A 19,618-nucleotide genomic window follows, 5' to 3' on the forward strand; every position below is an offset into this window, starting at 1 on the left:
ACGAATCCAAGGGCCGTCCAAAAATGCTTCAACAGCCGCACATGCCAAAGCCGAACCCAGAGCGGCGCCGCAAGACCACTGAAAGCACGGCTGAAAAACAGCCCCGGAGACAAGCATGACCCCTATCGACATGAACACCAGCCCGCAAGACGGCTACCTTGTCGGCAAAAAGCAGGCCTGGTTTGCTTTTGCCATGACCTTCGCGCTGATGATGTTCGACTACATCGACCGACAGGTGGTCGCCTCGCTGTTTCCTCACATCAAGGCCGCGTGGAATCTCAGCGACAAGGAGCTGGGCGGCCTGGTCTCCATCATCTCCATCGCTGTCGCCGTGGGCAGCGTTCCGGTGGCGCTGCTGGCGGACCGCGTGAGCCGCGTCAAGAGCGTGGTGGTCATGGCCACCACCTGGAGCCTGGCCACGATTTCCTGCATGTTCGCGGGCAACTACGCCCAGTTGTTCACGGCGCGGGCCCTGGTGGGCGCGGGCGAAGCCGGCTATGGCTCGGTGGGCGCGGCGCTGATCTCCAGCCTGTTTCCCAAGCAGCTGCGCGGCGCCTTGCTGGGCGGTTTTTTTGCCGCGGCCTCGCTGGGCTCGGTGATAGGCGTGGTGCTGGGCGGCGTGATCGCTGCCCACTGGGGCTGGAAAGCGGCCTTTGGCGTGGTCGGTGTGCCCGGTCTGGTGCTGGCCTTGCTGTACATGCTGGTGCGCGATTACAAGACGGTGGAACTGAGTCCCAAGCTGGAGCAGGCCACCAGCTCGGTCAAGGGCACCATCCGGCATATTTTCAGTGCCCTGGCGCGCATTCCCACCCTGCTGTGGGTGTGCCTGGGAGGCGCCATGCAGCTGATCGTGATCTCGGCCATCTGGTCCTGGCTGCCCAGCTACCTGAACCGCTTTCATGGCATGGCCCCCGATGCGGCCGCCAAGCACGCGGCGGTGGTGATCCTGGTCAGCGCGGCCGGCAATGTGTTCTGGGGCTATGTGGTGGACCGCCTCGCCCTGCGCCGCCCGCGCAACAAGCTGACGTCGCTGGCCGTGCTGTGCGTGATCACCATGCTGGTGTTTCTGGTGGCGTTTTCCTCCTGGTCGTCGGGTGCGGCGCAAATCCGGCTGATCCTGCTGGGCAGCTTCTTCATGACCTGCACCTTGGGTACAGTGTCGGGCATCGTGATTGATGTCATCCACCCCGGCATGCGCTCCACCGGTTCGGCCGTGCTGGCGCTGTTCCAGAATCTGCTGGGCCTGGCCATAGGCCCGATTCTGGTCGGTGCGCTGTCCGACATATGGGGCCTGCAGCAGGCCATGGAGGCCGTATCGCTGTGCAGCGTACTGGCCGCCATCTTTTTCGTCTTCGGCGCGCGTTGCTACGACCAGGACGTGCGCAAGGTCGAGGGCATCCGTGTGGATGCTCTGGCCGCCCAACCCGCCTGAATTCACCGAGAAATTGCAATATGTCCCAAGAACTTGTCATCGATGTGTATGTCGACCTGATCTGCCCCTGGTGCCTGATAGGCAAACGCCACCTGGACCAGGCGCTGGCCGAACTGGCCCGGACCGCGCCCGAAGTGGCGCCCGAAGTGCGCTGGCATTCGGTGCAACTGCTGCAGGACCTGCCCGCCGAAGGCCGGGATTTCCTCGAGTTCTACATCCACCGCAAGGGCAGCCTGGAGGCCGTGCGCCAAGGCCAGGAACGGGTGCAGCAGGCGGCGGCGCAGGCCGGTGCCGAAGTGAATTTCGCCGCCATCCGGCGCATGCCCAATACGCTGCAGGCACATCAGTTGCTGGCGTTTGCCGGCACGCGCCAGTCGCCCGCGCAGCGCGATCTGCTGCTCGAGCGCTTGCTGGCCGCTCACTTCACCCGCGGCGAGGATTTGGGCGACCGCGCCACCTTGCTGGCCATTGCCCGGGAGTTCGACCTGCCCACGGCGGAACTCGACCAGTGGCTGGAATCGGGCATGGGCAAGCCTGAGTCCCTGGACGTGCCTGGCGTACCCTTTTTTGTATTCAACCGGCGCTACGCCCTGTCAGGTGCGCAGCCCCCTGAGCTGCTGCTGTCGGGCATGCGCCAAGCGCTGCAAAAGCAAGCGACCTGAGCGAGCGGGTCTGCATTGCGCAGCCCGGCTTGGGCAGAAACCGCGGGGGCAATACGTCCAACGGCAAAGATAAATACTGCGATTTGTTGTCCAATGATGGCAGCCGCAAAAATGGTATTTATCTAAGTTGTTGATGTCAAAAGAAAATTCGAACTCGATTCCCGCGCCGGACGCGCTGGAAAAGCACACCCCCATGATGCAGCAGTACCTGGGCCTCAAGGCCGGGTACCCGGACACCCTGGTCTTCTACCGCATGGGAGACTTCTACGAGCTTTTCTACGGCGACGCCGAAAAAGCCACGCGCCTGCTCGACATCACCCTGACGCAGCGCGGCCAGTCGGGCGGTCAGCCCATCCCCATGTGCGGCGTGCCTTTCCACGCGCTGGAGAATTACCTCGCGCGGCTGATCAAGATGGGCGAGTCGGTGGCGATCTGCGAGCAGGTCGGTGAAGTCGGCGCGAGCAAGGGTCCCGTGGAGCGCAAGGTGGTGCGCGTGGTCACGCCCGGCACGCTGACCGACGCGGCCCTGCTGTCCGACAAGAGTGAAGCCATGCTGCTGGCCGTGCACGCCGGCGCGCGCAACCGCTGCGGCCTGGCCTGGCTCAGCGTCACCCAGGGCCGGGTGCACCTGGCCGAATGCACGCCCGAGGAACTCGGCGACTGGCTGGTGCGCGTCGCACCCAGCGAATTGATCTACAGCGCCGGCGTGACCGAGCGCTTTGAAAAGCAATTGCAAGGCCTGCGCCAGAGCGGCAACCTGGCCTGCCCCCTGAGCCCGCGGCCCGACTGGCAGTTCGACGCGGCGCTGGGCGAACGCAAGCTGCTCGAGCAACTGGGCGCGGCCAGCCTGCTGGCCTGGAACGCCGAAGGCCTGGGCCTGGCCCATGCGGCCGCCGCCGCGCTGCTGGCCTATGCCGAACATACCCAAGGCCGCACGCTGACCCATTTGCACAGCGTGCAGGTGCAGCGCGACGATGAACTTATCGCCCTGCCGCCGGCCACCCGGCGCAATCTGGAGCTGCTCAAGACGCTGCGCGGCGAAGACAGCCCGACCCTGTTCTCGCTGATGGACACCTGCCAGACCGGCATGGGCAGCCGCCTGCTCAAGAGCTGGATGCTGGAGCCCAAACGCGACCGCAGCGCCGCGCGCGAGCGCCTGGCCGCGACCGAAGTGCTGCGCGGCCACCAGACCGCGGGCGCGGCGCCGTGGCAGATGCTGCGCGCCGAACTCAAGGGCGTGAGCGACGTCGAGCGCATCACCGCGCGCATCGCGCTGCGCCAGGTGCGCCCGCGCGAACTGGTGGCCCTGGCCAAGACGCTGGAAAAAGCCCAGCTGCTGGCCGCCACCGGCGCGTCGCCGTCCAGCTATCTGAATCAGGTCTTCGCCGACACCTTGCCGCCCGCGGGCTGCCAGGCGCTGCTGCAGGCCGCCTTGCTTGAAGAGCCGGCCGCGCTGGTGCGCGACGGCGGCGTGATCGCCACCGGCTTCGACGCCGAACTCGACGAGCTGCGCGCCATCCAGACCAATTGCGACGGTTTCCTGCTCGACCTCGAAACCCGCGAGAAAGCGCGCACCGGCATTCCCAATCTGCGCGTGCAGTTCAACAAGGTGCATGGCTTTTACATCGAAGTCACGTCCAGCTATACGGGCCGCGTGCCCGACGACTACCGCCGCCGGCAGACGCTCAAGAACGCCGAGCGCTACATCACGCCCGAACTGAAGAACTTCGAAGACAAGGCGCTGTCGGCCAACGAGCGCGCGCTGGCCCGCGAAAAATGGCTGTACGAGCAAATCCTCGACCAGCTCCAACCCCATGTGCCCGACCTGACCCGGGTCGCCGGCGCGCTGGCCACGCTGGACCTGCTGTGCACGCTGGCCGAACGCTCGCTCACGCTGAACTGGTGCGCGCCCGAGTTCGTCAGCCAGCCCTGCATAGAGATCGAGGCAGGCCGCCACCCGGTGGTCGAAGCCCGGCTCGCGGAAACCTCCAGCGGCGCCTTCATCGCCAATCACACGCGCATGAATGCCAATGCGCGCATGCAAATCATCACCGGCCCCAACATGGGCGGTAAGTCGACCTATATGCGCCAGGTGGCCTTGATCGTGCTGCTGGCCAGCATGGGCAGCCATGTGCCGGCCACGGCCTGCCGCCTCGGCCCCATAGACGCCATCCACACCCGCATCGGCGCGGCCGACGACCTGGCCAATGCCCAGTCGACCTTCATGCTGGAGATGACCGAAGCCGCGCAGATCCTGCATTCCGCGACGCCCCACAGCCTGGTGCTGATGGACGAAATCGGCCGCGGCACCAGCACGTTCGACGGCCTGGCCCTGGCCAGCGGCATCGCCACCCATTTGCACGACAAGACCCGCGCCTTCACGCTGTTCGCCACCCACTACTTCGAACTCACCGACCTGCCCGTCAAGGCGCGCCAGGCCGTGAACGTGCATGTGGGCGCGACCGAGTCGGGCAGCGACATCGTCTTCATGCACGAAATCCAGCCCGGCCCCGCGAGCCGCAGCTACGGTATCCAGGTGGCCAAGCTGGCCGGCATGCCCACGGCCGTGCTCTACCACGCACGCCATACGCTGGCCGCGCTGGAAGAGCGCGCCGGCGAGGACCGGCGCCAGGTGGACCTGTTCGCCGCGCCCGAAGCGCCCGAGCCGCGCGCCGAAGTCAGCCTGCTGCAGCAGCGTCTGCTGGAATTGCAACCAGACACAATGAGCCCACGCGAAGCTCTCGACATCCTGTACGCTCTGCAAAGACTCGCTCAAACCCCATCATGACCTACTGCGTAGCCATCAAACTTGACGCCGGACTGGTGTTCCTGGCCGACTCGCGCACCAACGCCGGTCTGGACCAGATCAGCTCCTTTCGCAAGATGATGGTCTACGAGTCGCCCGGCGACCGCTTCATGGTGCTGCTGTCGGCCGGCAACCTGTCGATCACGCAGTCGGTGCGCGAAATCCTGCAGCAGCAGCAACTGCGCGACGAAACCACGGGCGAGATGCTGACCATCTGGAATGCGCGCAGCATGTTCGATGCCGCCCGCGTGCTGGGCGCGGCCGTGCGCCATGTCTATGAGCGCGACGGCGTGGCGCTCAAGCGCGCCGGCCTGGACTTCAATGTCTCGCTGGTGCTGGGCGGGCAGATCCACGGCGAGGAAATGCGCCTGTTCCAGGTCTACTCGGCCGGCAACTTCATCGAGTCCACCCACGAAACGCCTTTTTTCCAGGTCGGCGAATCCAAGTACGGCAAGCCCGTGCTGGACCGCGTGATCACGCCGCAAACGCCGCTGGACGAAGCCGCGAAGTGCGCGCTGGTGTCCATGGACAGCACGCTCAAGTCCAATCTGTCGGTAGGCCTGCCGCTGGACCTGATCGTCTACGAGGCCGACAAACTCTCCAGCGACAAGATCGTCTGCATCGACGAATCCAACCCCTACTACCGCCTGCTGCACGACAGCTGGGGCGAGCGCCTGCGCAATGTCTTCGACAGCATCGAAGACCCGGCCTGGGACGGCGGCGCGACCAATGCGCCTATCCGTGTCAGCAGCCGGCGCTGCCATCCGCTGCTCAAGATCACGCCCGCCGTCGTCGCTGCCCAGCCCGCGCCCGCAGCAGCTGCGACAGGCCCGCGCCCGGGCGTCTTCTCCGCGACCGCGGCCCTGCACCCGCCCGCCCACCTGGAGATCACTCCGGTCCACCCGGACCACCTGATGGCCGGGAATGCCACCCCCGCTGCGCCGCCCGCCATGCCCCCCGATGCCGATGCCGATGGGGGCGACGGCCCGCCGTCAGCCTGATCAAAGCGGCCCCGGTGGGGGCCATTTTTTTGAATCCGCTTGCCTGATAGATTGCCCATGCTGCCCATCGTTTTCTCCCACGCCAACAGCTTTCCCATCGCCACCTACCGCCTGCTGTTCGAGTTGCTGCGCGAGCGTGGCTGCGAGCCCCAAGGCGTGGATCGCTTCGGCCACGACGAGCGCTATCCCGTCAGCGACAACTGGCCGCACCTGGTGCAGCAGCTCGCCGACTTTGCCCGCGCCGAAGTCGACCGGCTGGGCGAGCCGGTGTTCTTCGTCGGCCACTCGCTGGGCGGGTTCCTCAGCGCGATGGCCGCCGCCCTGCACCCCGAGCTGGCGCGAGGCGTGCTGCTGATCGACTCACCGCTGATCAGCGGCTGGCGCGCCACGACCCTGGGCATGGCCAAGCGCGCCCAGCTGGTGGGCTCGGTCTCGCCCGGAAAAATCAGCCAGCGCCGACGCAACAGCTGGGCCAGCCACCAGGAAGCGCTGGACTACTTCCGCTCGAAGAAAGCCTTCGCCCAGTGGCACCCCGACGTGCTGCAGGACTATGTGACCCTGGGCCTCAAGGACCAGGACGGCAAGCGCGTGCTGGCCTTCGAGCGCGAAATCGAGACCGCCATCTACAACACCTTGCCACACAACCTCGACGCCATGCTGCGCCGCCACCCGCTGCGCTGCCCTGTGGCCTTCATCGGCGGACGCAGCTCGCAGGAAATGAAACAGGTCGGCATGGACATGACGCTGCGCGTGACCCGCGGGCGCACCATGATGCTCGACGGCAGCCACCTGTTCCCCATGGAGCGCCCCCACGCGACGGCAGCAGCCATCGAGGCGGCGCTGCTGAACCTGGCTTCGCTGCCCGCGCCAGTGCACTCGGCCTAAAAAAAAGGAGCGCCCAGCGCTCCAGTGATTCAGTCATCCATGGCACACAGTCCATAAACTTGGCGCGGCCCAGCAAGGGGGCAGCGAGGAAGGGCCGCCCCGCACCGAGGCTGCCGTCCCCCTCCACCGAAGGATGAGAGGGGGAAGCCGCGTAAGCGGCTCAGGGGGTGCGTCAAGCCCCATGCCAAGCGATCACCCCGCTCCAGGCCGTGATCAGCACCACGATGCCGAAGGCGATGCGGTACCAGGCAAACGGCACGAAGCTGTGGCTGGAGATGTAGCGCAGCAGCCAGCGCACGCACAGCCAGGCGCTGATGAAGGAAAACACCAGGCCCACGACAAACAGCGGGATGTCCGCCATGCTCAGCAGGTGGCGTTCCTTGAAGAGGCTGTAGACGCCCGCGCCGATCAGCGTGGGAATGGCCAGGAAGAAAGAGAAGTCCGTGGCGGCCTTGCGCGACAGGCCCAGCAGCATGCCGCCGATGATGGTCGCGCCGCTGCGGCTGGTGCCGGGCACCATGGCCAGGCACTGCGCCAGGCCGACCTTGAGCGCGTCCATGGGCGTCATGTCATCCACGGACTGCACACGGATGGACGTCGCCGGGCGCCGCTCGGCCCAGAGGATCACGAAGCCGCCCAGAATGAACGTCGTGGCGACCACCATGGGGGTGAACAAATGCAGCTGGATCAGCTTGCCGAACGCCAGCGCCAGCACCACGGCCGGCAGAAAGCCGATGACGACATTGAGCACCAGGCGCCGGGCATTGGCGCTGGTGGGCAGATCGACCATGGTGCTGCGGATCTTCTGCCAGTACACCAGGATCACCGCGAAAATCGCGCCGGTCTGGATGGCGATGTCAAACACCTTGGCTTTTTCGCCCTCGAAGCCGAGCAGCGCGCCCGCCAGAATCAGGTGTCCAGTGGAGGAAATGGGCAAAAACTCGGTCAGCCCTTCGACCACACCCATGATGGCGGCCTTGAGCAGCAATACGATATCCACGGAAATGTCCTGTTTGACGGTTGAAACCCCGCCATTATCAACGCCCAGCCCCCCCCACCCTGGAGGCATCCAGGTAACCAAGGGCTACGGCCCGCGCCGACGCGCCACAATGGCGGCTTTTCACCGGGGCCAGCCCCCACGACGAGACCGCCATGCAATTGGACTATCTGGATTTTGACTACAGCGAAGACGATGAAGGCACGGGCAGCTGGGATGCGCTGGCCAGCGTCACCAGCGAGCGCCTGCCGGCGCTGAGCGAAGAAGTGCAGCAACTGCTGCGCTGGGCCCACCGCTTTGCAGGCCGCCGCGGTCCGGTCGAAGATGGCGGCGACTGGGACTATGACCTGCAGGCCCAGCAGGACGACGGCCAGCCCCTGCCCGTCAGCTACGACCCGGCGACGGGCCGCCTGCAGCTCGCCACACAGCCCGGTCAGCGCACCACGCTGAGCCTGACGCTCAGTGCCAGCGCCGCCTTCAGCCAGGCCCTGCGCGAGCGCTTCGAACTGGAATGAAGCGCGGGCAAATGCCGTGGAAATGGCCCCCACGCTTGCTCGCTTCGCGTAGCCGCTGCCCCTACGCGGGCCGCCCCAAAGGGGCACTTTTTGGCTTGGGACGGCCCGTCGTCAAAATCACTCCACGCTGACAATTCCGCCACACAAAGGTAAACACCTATAGCTACCAAATAGATAGCAATGTATAGGCGTTAAATATAGTGTTATTCCTATATTCTCAGGTGAAAAAATCGCACAACTGCTCTTTAAAATCAGGGGTTGATAAAAATTCACCGGAGGTCGCTTACCCGCGCCCATCCGGTCAAAAACGCACGGCCTTTTGATTGGAGACACCATGCAGGCTTTACTCAAGTTTTCGAGAGGGGTCGACTGGATTAACACCCAGGTCGGCAAGTACGTCATCTGGCTCATTCTGGGCTCCACCGTCATCAGCGCAGTGAATGCCGTGGTGCGCAAGGTGTTCAACACCAGCTCCAACGCGTTCCTGGAAGTGCAGTGGTATTTGTTCGCTGCCTCCTTTTTGCTGGCCGCGGGCTACACCCTGCTGCAGGGCGAACATGTGAAGGTCGACGTGCTCTCCAGCCGCCTGTCCAAGCGCAAGCAGATCTGGATCGACATCTTCGGCTTTGCCTGCTTTCTCACCCCCATGAGCCTGGCCGTTCTCTGGCTGGGCGTGCCCTTCTTCTGGCAGGCTTTCCAGACCGGCGAAATGTCCAGCAATGCCGGCGGCCTGATCCGCTGGCCGGTGTATCTGATGATGCCGCTGGGATTCGGACTGCTGCTGCTGCAAGGCTGGTCCGAACTGATCAAGCGCATTGCCTTCCTGCAAGGCCTGATCGAGGACCCGACCGCCAAGAAGATGGAAAAAACGGCCGAGGAAGACCTCGCTGAAGCCATCCGCAACCTGGCTGAAGCCTCCAAGGGCAACAGCAAGAAGAACACCCCGGACGCTTGAGCGCAGGAGACACACTCAATGGAATTCCTGACCCATAACCTCGCCCCGATCATGTTCGTGGGCCTGATCTTTTTCATGATCCTGGGCTTTCCCGTGGCGTTCAGCCTCGGTGCCTGCGGAATGTTCTTCGCCTTCATCGGCGTCGAGCTGGGCGTGCTGCCCGAAGCGCTGCTGCAGGCCTTGCCGCTGCGCATCTACGGCATCATGCAAAACGACACTTTGCTCGCCATCCCGTTCTTCACTCTCATGGGGCTGATTCTCGAACGCAGCGGCATGGCCGAAGATCTGCTGGAAACCGTAGGCCAGCTGTTCGGCCCGGTGCGCGGCGGCGTGGCCCTGGCGGTGATCTTTGTCGGCGCCCTGCTGGCCGCGACCACCGGCGTGGTGGCGGCTTCGGTGATTTCCATGGGCCTGATTTCGCTGCCCATCATGATGCGCTACGGCTATGACCGACGCATCGCCTCGGGCGTGATCGCCGCCTCGGGCACCTTGGCGCAGATCATTCCGCCATCGCTGGTGCTGATCGTGCTGTCCGACCAGTTGGGCCGCAGCGTCGGCGACATGTACAAGGGCGCGTTCATTCCCGGCATGATGCTGACCGGCTTCTACGCCCTGTTCATCATGGCCCTGGCCATCTTCAAACCGCACCTGGTACCGGCCCTGCCACCCGAAGCCCGCACCTTGCGTGAAGAAAATGGCCAGTCGGGCATGCCTTCGCTGCTGGTGCTCACCGCGCTGTGCGTGGGCGCCTCGATTTTCGTCGGCAAGCACATGCCCGAGCTGCACACCTGGTGGACAGGCGAGCTGGTGGAAAAAGTCGCGCTCGACGAAACCATCGTCGTCGCCATGTGCTTTGGCGTGGCGCTGGCCTTTGCCGCCGCCTCGTTCAACCGCATCACCCGCATGGGCCTGCTGTCCAAGGTCGCCGAACGCGTGACCTTTGTGCTGATCCCGCCCCTGCTGCTGATCTTCCTGGTGCTGGGCACCATCTTCCTGGGCGTGGCCACGCCCACCGAAGGCGGCGCCATGGGTGCACTGGGCGCGGGCATCATGGCCTTGCTGCGCGGGCGCCTGAACATGCCTCTGCTGCGCCAGGCGCTGATGTCGACCACCAAGCTGTCCTGCTTTGTGCTGTTCATCCTGATCGGCGCCACCATGTTCAGCCTGACGTTCCAGGGCGTGGACGGCCCGCTGTGGGTCGAGCACCTGCTGACCAGCCTGCCCGGCGGCCAGACCGGCTTTCTGATCGTCGTCAACATACTGGTCTTCTTCCTGGCCTTCTTCCTGGACTTCTTCGAACTGTCCTTCATCATCGTGCCCCTGCTCGCGCCCGTGGCCGACAAGCTGGGCATCGACCTGGTGTGGTTCGGCGTCTTGCTGGCCGTGAACATGCAGACCTCGTTCATGCACCCGCCGTTCGGCTTCGCGCTGTTCTTCCTGCGCAGCGTCGCGCCCACCAAGGCCTACGTCGACAAGGTCACGAAGAAGATGGTCGACCCTGTCACCACCATGCAGATCTACGCGGGCGCCGTGCCTTTCGTCGCGATCCAGCTGGTCATGGTCGGCCTGATCATTTTCTTCCCGGGCATTGTCTCCAGCGGCCTGGACGAAAAAGTGGTCTACGACCTCGACAAGGTGCGGCTGGAAATGGAAGCCAGCATGCCGCCGGCCATGGACTTTGACGACCCGAGCACGCAGATCCCGGGCAACGAACCCGCCCCGGCCAGCAGCGCCCCCGGCAGCGCCGAAGACGCGCTCAAGGCCATGCAGGACACGCTGGAGCGCGAAGGCGCCAAGCAGTAAGCCCTGGCCTGCCACTGCCCCTCCAAGCCCCTGCCGGCCCGGCCGCAGGGGCTTTTTCATGGACGCCTCACATGGTCACGCCCATGAAAAAAGCCAGGCAGAGCCTAGCTTGGTTATCGCTCGCAGCCTATGCAACTGGCGTTGCCCAGCAAGGGGACACCGAGCAAGGGCCGCCCCGCAGCGATGGTGTCGCCCCCCTCCACCGAAGGATGAGAGGGGGGAGCGGCGTCAGCCGCTCAGGGGGTGCTCAAAGTTTCTGCGAAGCCATGAAGTTATCGAAGCGCGACTCGGCAAAGCGGAACCAGAGGATCTGGTCGCGCTGGAAGTTGCGGTAATCGGCGTAGATTTTCTTCCACTCGGGGTTGCTCTTGTCGAGCTCGGCGTACAGCTCCATGGTCGTCTTGAACGACGCATCCATCACCGTCTGCGGGAACGGCAAGACCTTGGCCTTGGCGGCGACCAGCTGCTTGAGCGCACCCGGATTGCGCGCGTCGTAGCGGGCTTGCGTGACCACATGCGCCTCGTTGCTCGCCGCCTGGACCATGGCCCGCTGCTCGGGCGTCAAGGCCGCCAGCGCCTTCTGGTTCACGTAGAACTCCAGGTTCAGGCTGCCTTCCCACCAACCGGGGTAGTAGTAGAAAGGCGCGACCTTGTTGAGGCCCAGTTTCAGGTCATCGTAGGGTCCGATCCACTCGGCCGCATCGATCGTGCCTTTTTCCAGCGACTGGTAGATTTCGCCCGCGGGAATGTTTTGCGGCACGCCACCCAGGCGCTCGATCACCCGCCCGGCAAAGCCGCCGACGCGGAACTTCAGGCCCTTGATGTCGGCCGGCGACTTCACTTCCTTGCGGAACCATCCGCCCATTTGCGCGCCGGTATTGCCGCCCAGGTAGTTGACGATGTTGTACTTGGCATAGAACTCGCGCATCAGCTTCTGGCCATTGCCATCGACCATCCAGGACGTGAGCTGGCGCGAGTTCATGCCGAACGGAATCGCGCCGCCAATGGCGAAGGCCTCGTTCTTGCCGAAGAAGTAATACGGCGCGGTATGGGCCATTTCCACGGTGCCGTTCTGCACGCCGTCGACCACGCCAAACGCCGGCATCAGCTCGCCAGCCGCGTGCACCGTCACTTCAAACTTGCCGCCCGACATCTCCTTGATCGCGCGCGCAAACACTTCGGCCGAGCCGTAGATGGTGTCCAGCGACTTGGGGAAGCTCGAGGCGATGCGCCAGCGCACCACAGGCTGGGCATGCACGGCGGGAGCGGCCGCAGCCGCCAGCACGCCGGCGATGCCGGCATTTTTCAAGATGGAACGACGATCCAATTTGTGTCTCCTGTGTGTTGACCCAGCCTGCCTATCCCATGGCGGCGACAGGCCGAAAAAAAACCGGCATCGGGACCACTGCAGTCAGTCCTGATACCGGTTGCTTGCCATGGGCTGGGGCGCCTGCGCGTTGCCAGCCATGTGCGTTGCCTAACGCCTGCTGTTACAGCTTGACGGAAGTCATGTAGCTGTTGAAGCGGAACTCCGAGAAGCGCTCCCACAGCAGTTGGTCGCGCTGGAAGGCGCGCATGTCCTGATGGATCTTCTTGAACTCGGGCGACTTTGCCTCGTGCTCGGCAAAGACTTCCATCGAAGCCTTGTAGCCGGCGTCCATCACGTCCTTGGGGAAAGGCTTGAGCTGGGTCTTGTCGGCAACCAGCTTCTTCAGGGCGATGGGGTTGAAAGCGTCGTACTTGGACGTCATGTCGCGCGCCGCAACCTTGGTCGCGGCATCGACGATGGCCTTGTTCTCTGGCGACAGCGCGGCGTAGGCCTTGGTGTTGACAAAGAACTCGAGCTCGGCGCCACCTTCCCACCAGCCGGGGTAGTAGTAGTAAGGCGCGACCTTGTTGAAGCCCAGCTTCTGGTCGTCGTAAGGACCGACGAACTCGGTGGCGTCCAGCGTGCCTTTTTCCAGCGCCTGGTAGACATCGCCCGCGGGCATGTTCTGCGCGATCACGCCCAGCTTGGCCATGGCTTCACCGAACAGGCCGCCGCCCAGGCGCATCTTCAGGCCCTTGAGGTCGGCTGCGGACTTGATTTCCTTGCGGTACCAGCCGCCCATCTGCGTGCCCGTGTTGCCGGCGCTGTAGCTCTTGATGTTGTAGTTCGCGAAGAACGCATCCATCAGCTTGCGGCCGTTGCCATGGTCCATCCAGGCGTCCATCTGGCGCGCCGTCAGGCCGAAGGGTACTGCGCAGGCAAAGGCAAAGATCGCGTCCTTGCCGGTGAAGTAGTAAGGCGCGGTCTGCGCCATTTCGATGGTGCCGTTCTGCAGGGCATCGACCACGCCGAAAGCGGGCATCAGCTCGCCGGCAGCGTGCACGGAGACTTCAAACTTGCCGCCCGACAAGGCCTTGACGGTGCGCGCAAACATTTCGGCGCTGCCGAAAATGGTGTCCAGAGACTTGGGGAAACTCGATGCCATGCGCCAGCGCACGGCGGCTTGCGCGTGCACCGCAGGGGCCACACCGGCAGCCAGAACACCGGCGATACCCGCCTGCTTGATCAATGAACGACGATCCATGTAAACAACTCCATTAGAAAGTCTGGCTGCACTGACGTCAGCTCCCCCGCGGAGATGGACACAGCGCCCATCCAGACTTGATTCCAATGATTGTAGGAAAGCACCTTGTGCAAACATTCCTGGGTAAACCCGGCTTTACCCCTATTCGTGACACATTTATTTGCAAGTTCCGGCCACCGAGCGGGCAGGTCCCGCGTGGCGACGTAAAAAAGCCGCCTCGCGGCGGCTTTCCTGTCCGGTCCTGGATGCTCAGGCGCTGTAAAAGCGCTCGCGCACCGACTTCTCTATGCCTGGGGCATCGAGCCCTTGCAAGGCCAGCAATTTGACCGGATCGCCGTGTTCGATGAACTGGTCCGGCAGGCCCAGCTGCAGCACCGGGCGCAGCACGCCCGCGGCCTGCAAGGCTTCCAGCACGGCACTGCCCGCACCGCCCATGATGGCGCCCTCTTCCAGCGTCACCAGCGCATCGTGGCGCGCTGCGACTTCCAGCAGCAGTTCCACGTCCAGCGGCTTGGCCCAGCGCATGTTGACCACCGTCGCGTCCAGCGCTGCAGCGGCTTCCAGCGCGGGGTACAGCAGGCTGCCGAAGGACAGGATGGCGACGCGCGGCCCGGTCTCGGGAGTGCGGCTGGATTCGCGGCGGATTTCGCCCTTGCCGAACGGCAGGCCTTCCAGGCTGAGCAGGGGCTCGACACCGGCGCCACTGCCACGCGGATAGCGCACGGCCACCGGGTGGTTTTGCGCGTAGGCCGTGCTCAGCAGCTGGCGGCATTCACGCTCGTCGGCCGGGCAGGCGATGGACATATTGGGAATGCAGCGCACGAACGGAATGTCGTAGTTGCCCGCATGGGTCGCGCCATCGGCGCCGACCAGGCCGGCGCGGTCGAGCGCAAACACCACCGGCAGGTTTTGCAGCGCCACGTCGTGGATCAGCTGGTCATAGCCGCGCTGCAGGAAGGTGGAATAAATCGCCACCACCGGCTTGACGCCTTCGCAGGCCATGCCGGCCGCGAAAGTGATCGCATGCTGCTCGGCAATGCCCACGTCGTAGTAGCGCTGGGGGAAGCGCTTCTCGAACTCCACCATGCCCGAACCTTCGCGCATGGCCGGGGTGATGCCCACCAGGCGCTTGTCCTCGGCAGCCATGTCGCACAGCCAGCGGCCGAAGACCTGGGTGAAGGTGGTCTTGGACGGCGTCGTCGGCTTGACGATGCCTACGGCCGGGTCGAACTTGCCCGGGCCATGGTAGGTGACAGGATCGGCTTCGGCCAGCTTGTAGCCCTGCCCCTTCTTGGTCACCACATGCAGGAACTGCGGGCCTTCAAGGCCCTTGATGTTTTCCAGCGTCGGAATCAGCGAGTCCAGGTCATGGCCGTCGATAGGGCCGATGTAGTTGAAACCGAAGTTCTCGAACAGCGTGGCCGGCACCACCATGCCCTTGGCCGACTGCTCCAGGCGCTTGGCCAGTTCCAGCAGCGGCGGCACCTGCTTGAGCACGCTCTTGCCCACGCCGCGCGCCTTGGCATAGAACTGCCCGCTCATCAGCTGGGCCAGGTAACGGTTGAGCGCGCCCACCGGCGGGCTGATGCTCATGTCGTTGTCGTTGAGGATCACCAGCAGGTTGGCGTCGGACACGCCGCCGTTGTTCAGCGCTTCGAAGGCCATGCCGGCCGTCATGGCGCCGTCGCCGATGATGGCCACGGCGCGGCGGTCTTCGCCCTTGCGCTTGGCAGCCAGGGCCATGCCCAGGGCCGCCGAAATGCTGGTCGACGAATGCGCCGTGCCGAACGTGTCGTACTCGCTTTCGCTGCGCAGCGGGAAGCCCGACAGGCCGCCGAGCTGGCGCAGGCTGGGCATGCGGTCGCGCCGGCCGGTGAGAATCTTGTGGGGGTAGGTCTGGTGACCCACATCCCAGACCAGCCGGTCACGGGGGGTGTCGAACACTGCATGCAGGGCTACCGTGAGCTCCACCGTCCCCAGGTTGGAGCTGAGGTGGCCGCCGGTGCGCGACACGCTGTCGAGCACATAGCTGCGCAGCTCCGCGGCCAGCGCCTTGAGCTGTGCGCGCGAGAAACGGCGCAAGTCCGCAGGGCTGTTGACAGCCTGCAAGAGGGGATAGGAATTCGTGGACATTTGCTATTTTTTTAGTAGCAGCCAATGCTTGAAAAACAAGCGTTAAAAGCCAATTTACTATAGATATCACATTCGGCACACCGACCGCTGGGCAAGACCTGCTTCATCGCAAGCTTGCCTGCGCCATCAGTGCGAGCGGCGAATCACCTGATCAGCCAATGCCGACAGCGCACGGGTGTCGGCCAGGCCGCTGCGCGCCAGCGCTGCCTGGGCTTGCGCGGCCAGGCTGTCGGCGTAGGCGCGGGCGCCAGCCAGCCCCATCAGCGATACATAAGTGGGCTTGTCGTTGGCCGCGTCCTTGCCGGCCGTCTTGCCCAGAGTGGCCGAGTCCGCGACCACGTCGAGAATGTCATCGACCACCTGGAAGGCCAGGCCCAGCGCCGCGCCATATTCGGACAGGGCGCTGCGCGCGCTTTCGCTGACGCTGCCGCAGGCCGCGCCCATGAGCACGCTGCCCTGGAGCAAGGCGCCGGTCTTGAGGCGGTGCATCTGACGCAGTTGGTCTTCGGACAGCTGCAGGCCCACGCTGGCCAGGTCGATCGCCTGGCCGCCGGCCATGCCATGCGCGCCAGCGGCACGCGCCAGCAGGCTGCACAGTCCGGCCTGCACGGCTGCGGGAATATCGGCTTCATCGTTGGCCGCAGCCGGCGCTTCGTCTGGCCGCAAGGGCACGAGCAGCTCGAACGCCAGGGCCTGCAGCGCGTCGCCGGCCAGCAAGGCCTGGGCTTCGCCGAACTGCACATGCACCGTGGGCTTGCCACGGCGCAGCACATCGTTGTCCATGCAAGGCATGTCGTCGTGGACCAGCGAGTAAGCGTGCACCAGCTCCACCGCGCAGGCCGCGCGCAAGGCAGCGGCGGGCAGGCCGCCGACCGCATCGCTGGCGGCCAGCACCAGCAAGGGCCGCAGGCGCTTGCCGCCGTCGAGCACGGCATAGCGCATGGCTTCGCCCAGTTGCGCCGGCGCATCCACGCCGACCCAGCGCGACAGCCCCTGCTCCACATCGTCCAGGCGGCTTTGCATCCAGGCGGACAGGTCAAAAACAGGTAACAGCGTCATCGAGGCATTCATGGCGTGGTTCATTCCTGGCTCCAGGGTTGCAGCGTGCCTTCGTCGAGCAGCTGAATCTGGTCCTGGACGGCGTCCAACTGCTTGCGGCAATAAGCCAGCAGTGTGGCGGCGCGCTGGTAACCACTGAGCATCTGGTCCAGCGGCAACTGGCCCGATTCAATGCGGGCGATCAGCTGCTCCAGCTCCTCCAGCGCAGCTTCGTAACTTGACGGCTCGGACGGGGTGGTTTTAGCAGCGGAAGCCTTGGGCATGAGAGCAGGAAGATGAAGGTAAAGCAGCTGATTTTAGGCGCAGCGCCCACATTCAGGCAGAAAGACACCAGAGCAGCAGCGGCAGCAAGCCCATTCACCCCCTCCCCATGGCCCCCAATACACGCACCCTAAAAGCGGAAATAACCCTGCCAGCTATAATCCCATTCCCGTCGAACCGGCCTGACGCATGGCCACATCCTTCGGAGCTTGCAGCATTGGTGCCCGGCATTGACGGTCTGATGCGCCTGCCCTGCAGCATGCCAGCGTCCCTGGCCGGTTTTGTTTTTTCTATCGTGTGCGCCCGCGCACCCTCCCTGTGGGGAGTCTTTAGGTCAGGTCATCCATGTCTGATTTAAGTCTTCAACTGCAGCAGGCCGCAAGCCAACTACCAGTTTCAAGCTACTTCGACGAAGCGCTGTTCCAGCGTGAGTTGAACACTATTTTTGCGTCCGGCCCCCGCTATGTCGGGCACCAGTTGAGCGTTCCCAATCCCGGCGACTACTACGCCTTGCCCCAGGAGGGGGAAGGCCGAGCGCTGGTGCGCAATGCCCAGGGCGGCGTGGAGCTGGTCTCCAACGTCTGCCGCCACCGCCAGGCGGTGATGCTCAAAGGCCGCGGTTCGCTGCAAGGCCAGGGCAAGGGCCATGCCGGCGGCAACATCGTCTGCCCGCTGCACCGCTGGACTTACAACCCCAGCGGTCAACTGCTGGGCGCGCCCCACTTCAGCCAGGACCCCTGCCTGAACCTCAACAATTACCGCCTGCGCGAGTGGAACGGCCTGTTGTTCGAAGACAACGGCCGTGACATCGCCGCCGATCTCGCCGGCATGGGCCCGCGTGCGCAGCTGAGCTTTGACGGCTACGTGCTCGACCATGTCGAAATGCACGAGTGCAACTACAACTGGAAAACCTTCATCGAGGTCTACCTCGAGGACTACCACGTAGGGCCCTTCCACCCCGGCCTGGGCAATTTCGTCACCTGCGACGATCTGCAATGGGAATTCCAGAAGGAATACTCGGTGCAGACCGTGGGCGTGGCGCCGTCGTTCGGCCAGCCGGGCTCGGAGGTCTACAAGATCTGGCACGAAGTGCTGCTCAACTACCGCAACGGCCAACTGCCCGAGCGCGGCGCGATCTGGCTGACCTACTACCCGCACATCATGGTCGAGTGGTATCCGCATGTGCTCACGGTCTCGACCCTGCACCCGGTGAGCCCGACCAAGACCATGAACATGGTGGAGTTCTATTACCCCGAGGAAATTGCCGCTTTCGAGCGTGAATTCGTCGAGGCCCAGAAAGCCGCCTACATGGAAACCTGCCTCGAAGACGATGAAATCGCCGAGCGCATGGACGCTGGACGGCGCGCGCTGCTGGCACGCGGCGACAATGAGGTCGGTCCCTACCAAAGCCCCATGGAAGATGGCATGCAGCATTTTCATGAGTGGTACCGCGGCGCCATGAGCGCTGACTTGAAGCAAGCCTGAGCCTTCCGGCTCAACACCCCAGCTGCACCCGCTTGACCAACAAGCGTTTGCAGCTTTTTTTATGTCTGGCGTTTTCTTCTTATGCAAGTTCTCTGGATGGTGCTCGCGGCCTTTTTCTTTGCCACCATGGGCGTGTGCATCAAGTTCGCCGCCGAGTACTTCAATACCGCAGAAATCATTTTCTACCGCGGCCTCATCAGCATGGCACTGCTGTGGGCCCTGACCCGCGCCCAGGGCGTGACGCTGCGTACCGAGTACCCGCTGATGCACGCCTGGCGCTCGCTGGTCGGCGTGATCTCCATGAGCGCCTGGTTCTACGCCATCGCCAAGCTGCCTCTGGCCACGGCCATGACGCTCAACTATATGAGCAGCCTGTGGATCGCCGCGTTCATGGTCGGCGGAGCGCTGATGGCCTGGCGACCGTCACCGGCCACGCCCCGGCCGGCGCTGCACATGCCCGTGGTGTGCAGCGTGCTGGTGGGCTTTGTCGGTGTGGTGCTGATGATGCGCCCCAGCATCAACGCGGACCAGGGACTGGCCGGCATCGTCGGCCTGATGTCGGGCATGATTTCCGCGCTGGCCTATATGCAAGTGGTGGCGCTGTCGCGCCTGGGTGAGCCCGAGCAGCGCGTGGTGTTCTATTTCTCCCTCGGCTCGGCCGTGGCGGGCGGTGCGGCCATGCTCTTCGTCGGCACGTCCAGCTTCCCCGGCTGGCCTGCGCTGTGGCTGATTCCCATTGGCGTCCTGGCGGCCGGCGGCCAGTTGTGCATGACCCGCGCCTACGCCAACGCCAAGACCCGCCGCGGCACCATGGTCGTGGCCAACCTGCAGTATTCCGGCATTGCCTTCGGCGGGGCCTATAGCGTGCTGGTGTTCGGCGACGTGATTCCGCCCCTGGGCTGGCTGGGCATGGCCTTGATCGTCGGCAGTGCGATTGTGGCTACGGTGATGCGCAGTAGGAATTGACCCCCCCTGAGCGACTGCGCCGGATGGCCGGCCCCTGCTTCCCCCCAGGGGGACGACATCCTCGCTGCGGGGCGGCCCTTGCTCG

At 64.4% G+C, this 19,618-nt stretch carries 16 protein-coding genes; 10 read left to right on the plus strand and 6 right to left on the minus strand.

The genetic code is table 11. The features are described from left to right. The first annotated feature begins 115 nt into the window (after nucleotides 1-115). From N0K08_RS03805 to N0K08_RS03825, 5 genes are all read left to right on the plus strand, one after another. On the plus strand, nucleotides 116-1,432 hold the full coding sequence (locus N0K08_RS03805; protein ID WP_261498703.1) for an MFS transporter: 1,317 nt from the start codon (nucleotides 116-118) through the stop codon (nucleotides 1,430-1,432). 20 nt (nucleotides 1,433-1,452) lie between these two features. Continuing rightward, the gene (locus tag N0K08_RS03810) at nucleotides 1,453-2,094 is read left to right on the plus strand and encodes a DsbA family oxidoreductase (RefSeq protein ID WP_261498704.1); all 642 of its coding nucleotides are present in this window, start codon (nucleotides 1,453-1,455) and stop codon (nucleotides 2,092-2,094) included. Nucleotides 2,095-2,227: 133 nt separating this feature from the next. Beyond that, the gene (gene mutS / locus N0K08_RS03815; protein WP_261498705.1) at nucleotides 2,228-4,882 is read left to right on the plus strand and encodes a DNA mismatch repair protein MutS; all 2,655 of its coding nucleotides are present in this window, start codon (nucleotides 2,228-2,230) and stop codon (nucleotides 4,880-4,882) included. Continuing rightward, nucleotides 4,879-5,901 carry a proteasome-type protease gene (locus N0K08_RS03820; protein ID WP_261498706.1) on the plus strand — a complete coding sequence of 341 codons (1,023 nt, stop codon included), beginning with the start codon at nucleotides 4,879-4,881 and terminating at the stop codon, nucleotides 5,899-5,901. Before mutS ends, N0K08_RS03820 begins: the two co-directional genes overlap by 4 nt. Before the next feature lie 57 nt (nucleotides 5,902-5,958). Next, entirely contained in the window at nucleotides 5,959-6,786 is an 828-nt protein-coding gene (locus tag N0K08_RS03825; RefSeq protein WP_261498707.1) for an alpha/beta fold hydrolase, read from the plus strand. A 172-nt stretch (nucleotides 6,787-6,958) separates the two neighbouring features. On the opposite strand, the gene N0K08_RS03830 is transcribed toward N0K08_RS03825, so the two are convergent. Next, nucleotides 6,959-7,786 carry an undecaprenyl-diphosphate phosphatase gene (locus N0K08_RS03830; RefSeq protein ID WP_261498708.1) on the minus strand — a complete coding sequence of 276 codons (828 nt, stop codon included), beginning with the start codon at nucleotides 7,784-7,786 and terminating at the stop codon, nucleotides 6,959-6,961. Between the two features lie 152 nt (nucleotides 7,787-7,938). On the opposite strand from N0K08_RS03830, the gene N0K08_RS03835 reads away from it, so the two are divergent. The 3 genes from N0K08_RS03835 (at nucleotide 7,939) to N0K08_RS03845 (ending at nucleotide 11,056) form a co-directional block, all read left to right on the plus strand. After that, entirely contained in the window at nucleotides 7,939-8,298 is a 360-nt protein-coding gene (locus tag N0K08_RS03835) for a hypothetical protein (protein WP_261498709.1), read from the plus strand. Between the two features lie 334 nt (nucleotides 8,299-8,632). Continuing rightward, complete coding sequence (locus N0K08_RS03840; RefSeq protein WP_261498710.1) at nucleotides 8,633-9,253, plus strand: TRAP transporter small permease subunit; 621 nt, start codon at nucleotides 8,633-8,635, stop codon at nucleotides 9,251-9,253. A gap of 18 nt (nucleotides 9,254-9,271) precedes the next feature. Further along, nucleotides 9,272-11,056, plus strand: a complete 1,785-nt coding sequence (locus tag N0K08_RS03845) for a TRAP transporter large permease (RefSeq protein WP_261498711.1) — start codon at nucleotides 9,272-9,274, stop codon at nucleotides 11,054-11,056. Nucleotides 11,057-11,303: 247 nt separating this feature from the next. Here N0K08_RS03845 and N0K08_RS03850 read toward each other — a convergent pair whose 3' ends face one another. From N0K08_RS03850 to xseB, 5 genes are all read right to left on the minus strand, one after another. Beyond that, the gene (locus N0K08_RS03850) at nucleotides 11,304-12,383 is read right to left on the minus strand and encodes a TRAP transporter substrate-binding protein (protein ID WP_261498712.1); all 1,080 of its coding nucleotides are present in this window, start codon (nucleotides 12,381-12,383) and stop codon (nucleotides 11,304-11,306) included. A gap of 163 nt (nucleotides 12,384-12,546) precedes the next feature. Continuing rightward, complete coding sequence (locus tag N0K08_RS03855; protein ID WP_261498713.1) at nucleotides 12,547-13,629, minus strand: TRAP transporter substrate-binding protein; 1,083 nt, start codon at nucleotides 13,627-13,629, stop codon at nucleotides 12,547-12,549. Nucleotides 13,630-13,878: 249 nt separating this feature from the next. Further along, nucleotides 13,879-15,762, minus strand: coding sequence for a 1-deoxy-D-xylulose-5-phosphate synthase (dxs, locus tag N0K08_RS03860; RefSeq protein WP_261498714.1), 1,884 nt, complete (start codon nucleotides 15,760-15,762; stop codon nucleotides 13,879-13,881). A gap of 126 nt (nucleotides 15,763-15,888) precedes the next feature. Beyond that, nucleotides 15,889-16,845, minus strand: coding sequence for a polyprenyl synthetase family protein (locus N0K08_RS03865; RefSeq protein ID WP_408642899.1), 957 nt, complete (start codon nucleotides 16,843-16,845; stop codon nucleotides 15,889-15,891). Then, nucleotides 16,842-17,084, minus strand: coding sequence for an exodeoxyribonuclease VII small subunit (xseB, locus tag N0K08_RS03870; RefSeq protein ID WP_261498716.1), 243 nt, complete (start codon nucleotides 17,082-17,084; stop codon nucleotides 16,842-16,844). The genes N0K08_RS03865 and xseB overlap by 4 nt, the downstream gene beginning before the upstream one ends. A 343-nt stretch (nucleotides 17,085-17,427) precedes the next feature. On the opposite strand from xseB, the gene N0K08_RS03875 reads away from it, so the two are divergent. Together N0K08_RS03875 and N0K08_RS03880 are read left to right on the plus strand one after the other, a co-directional pair. Next, entirely contained in the window at nucleotides 17,428-18,567 is a 1,140-nt protein-coding gene (locus N0K08_RS03875; RefSeq protein WP_261498717.1) for an aromatic ring-hydroxylating oxygenase subunit alpha, read from the plus strand. Nucleotides 18,568-18,648: 81 nt separating this feature from the next. Further along, the gene (locus N0K08_RS03880; RefSeq protein WP_261498719.1) at nucleotides 18,649-19,533 is read left to right on the plus strand and encodes a DMT family transporter; all 885 of its coding nucleotides are present in this window, start codon (nucleotides 18,649-18,651) and stop codon (nucleotides 19,531-19,533) included. The last annotated feature ends 85 nt before the right edge of the window (nucleotides 19,534-19,618 follow it).

The sequence above is a fragment of the Acidovorax bellezanensis genome, from assembly GCF_025421555.1.
GTDB classification, from domain to species: domain Bacteria; phylum Pseudomonadota; class Gammaproteobacteria; order Burkholderiales; family Burkholderiaceae_C; genus Comamonas; species Comamonas bellezanensis.

What these genes read in the sequence shown, in the direction of transcription:
- N0K08_RS03865 (WP_408642899.1), bottom strand. Translation starts at nt 16,845, where the DNA reads ATGAACCACGCCATGAATGCCTCGATGACGCTGTTACCTGTTTTTGAC.
- N0K08_RS03810 (WP_261498704.1), top strand. Translation starts at nt 1,453, where the DNA reads ATGTCCCAAGAACTTGTCATCGATGTGTATGTCGACCTGATCTGCCCC.
- N0K08_RS03845 (WP_261498711.1), top strand. Translation starts at nt 9,272, where the DNA reads ATGGAATTCCTGACCCATAACCTCGCCCCGATCATGTTCGTGGGCCTG.
- N0K08_RS03820 (WP_261498706.1), top strand. Translation starts at nt 4,879, where the DNA reads ATGACCTACTGCGTAGCCATCAAACTTGACGCCGGACTGGTGTTCCTG.
- N0K08_RS03840 (WP_261498710.1), top strand. Translation starts at nt 8,633, where the DNA reads ATGCAGGCTTTACTCAAGTTTTCGAGAGGGGTCGACTGGATTAACACC.
- N0K08_RS03875 (WP_261498717.1), top strand. Translation starts at nt 17,428, where the DNA reads ATGTCTGATTTAAGTCTTCAACTGCAGCAGGCCGCAAGCCAACTACCA.
- mutS (WP_261498705.1), top strand. Translation starts at nt 2,228, where the DNA reads ATGTCAAAAGAAAATTCGAACTCGATTCCCGCGCCGGACGCGCTGGAA.
- N0K08_RS03825 (WP_261498707.1), top strand. Translation starts at nt 5,959, where the DNA reads ATGCTGCCCATCGTTTTCTCCCACGCCAACAGCTTTCCCATCGCCACC.
- N0K08_RS03835 (WP_261498709.1), top strand. Translation starts at nt 7,939, where the DNA reads ATGCAATTGGACTATCTGGATTTTGACTACAGCGAAGACGATGAAGGC.
- xseB (WP_261498716.1), bottom strand. Translation starts at nt 17,084, where the DNA reads ATGCCCAAGGCTTCCGCTGCTAAAACCACCCCGTCCGAGCCGTCAAGT.
- N0K08_RS03805 (WP_261498703.1), top strand. Translation starts at nt 116, where the DNA reads ATGACCCCTATCGACATGAACACCAGCCCGCAAGACGGCTACCTTGTC.
- dxs (WP_261498714.1), bottom strand. Translation starts at nt 15,762, where the DNA reads ATGTCCACGAATTCCTATCCCCTCTTGCAGGCTGTCAACAGCCCTGCG.
- N0K08_RS03855 (WP_261498713.1), bottom strand. Translation starts at nt 13,629, where the DNA reads ATGGATCGTCGTTCATTGATCAAGCAGGCGGGTATCGCCGGTGTTCTG.
- N0K08_RS03880 (WP_261498719.1), top strand. Translation starts at nt 18,649, where the DNA reads ATGCAAGTTCTCTGGATGGTGCTCGCGGCCTTTTTCTTTGCCACCATG.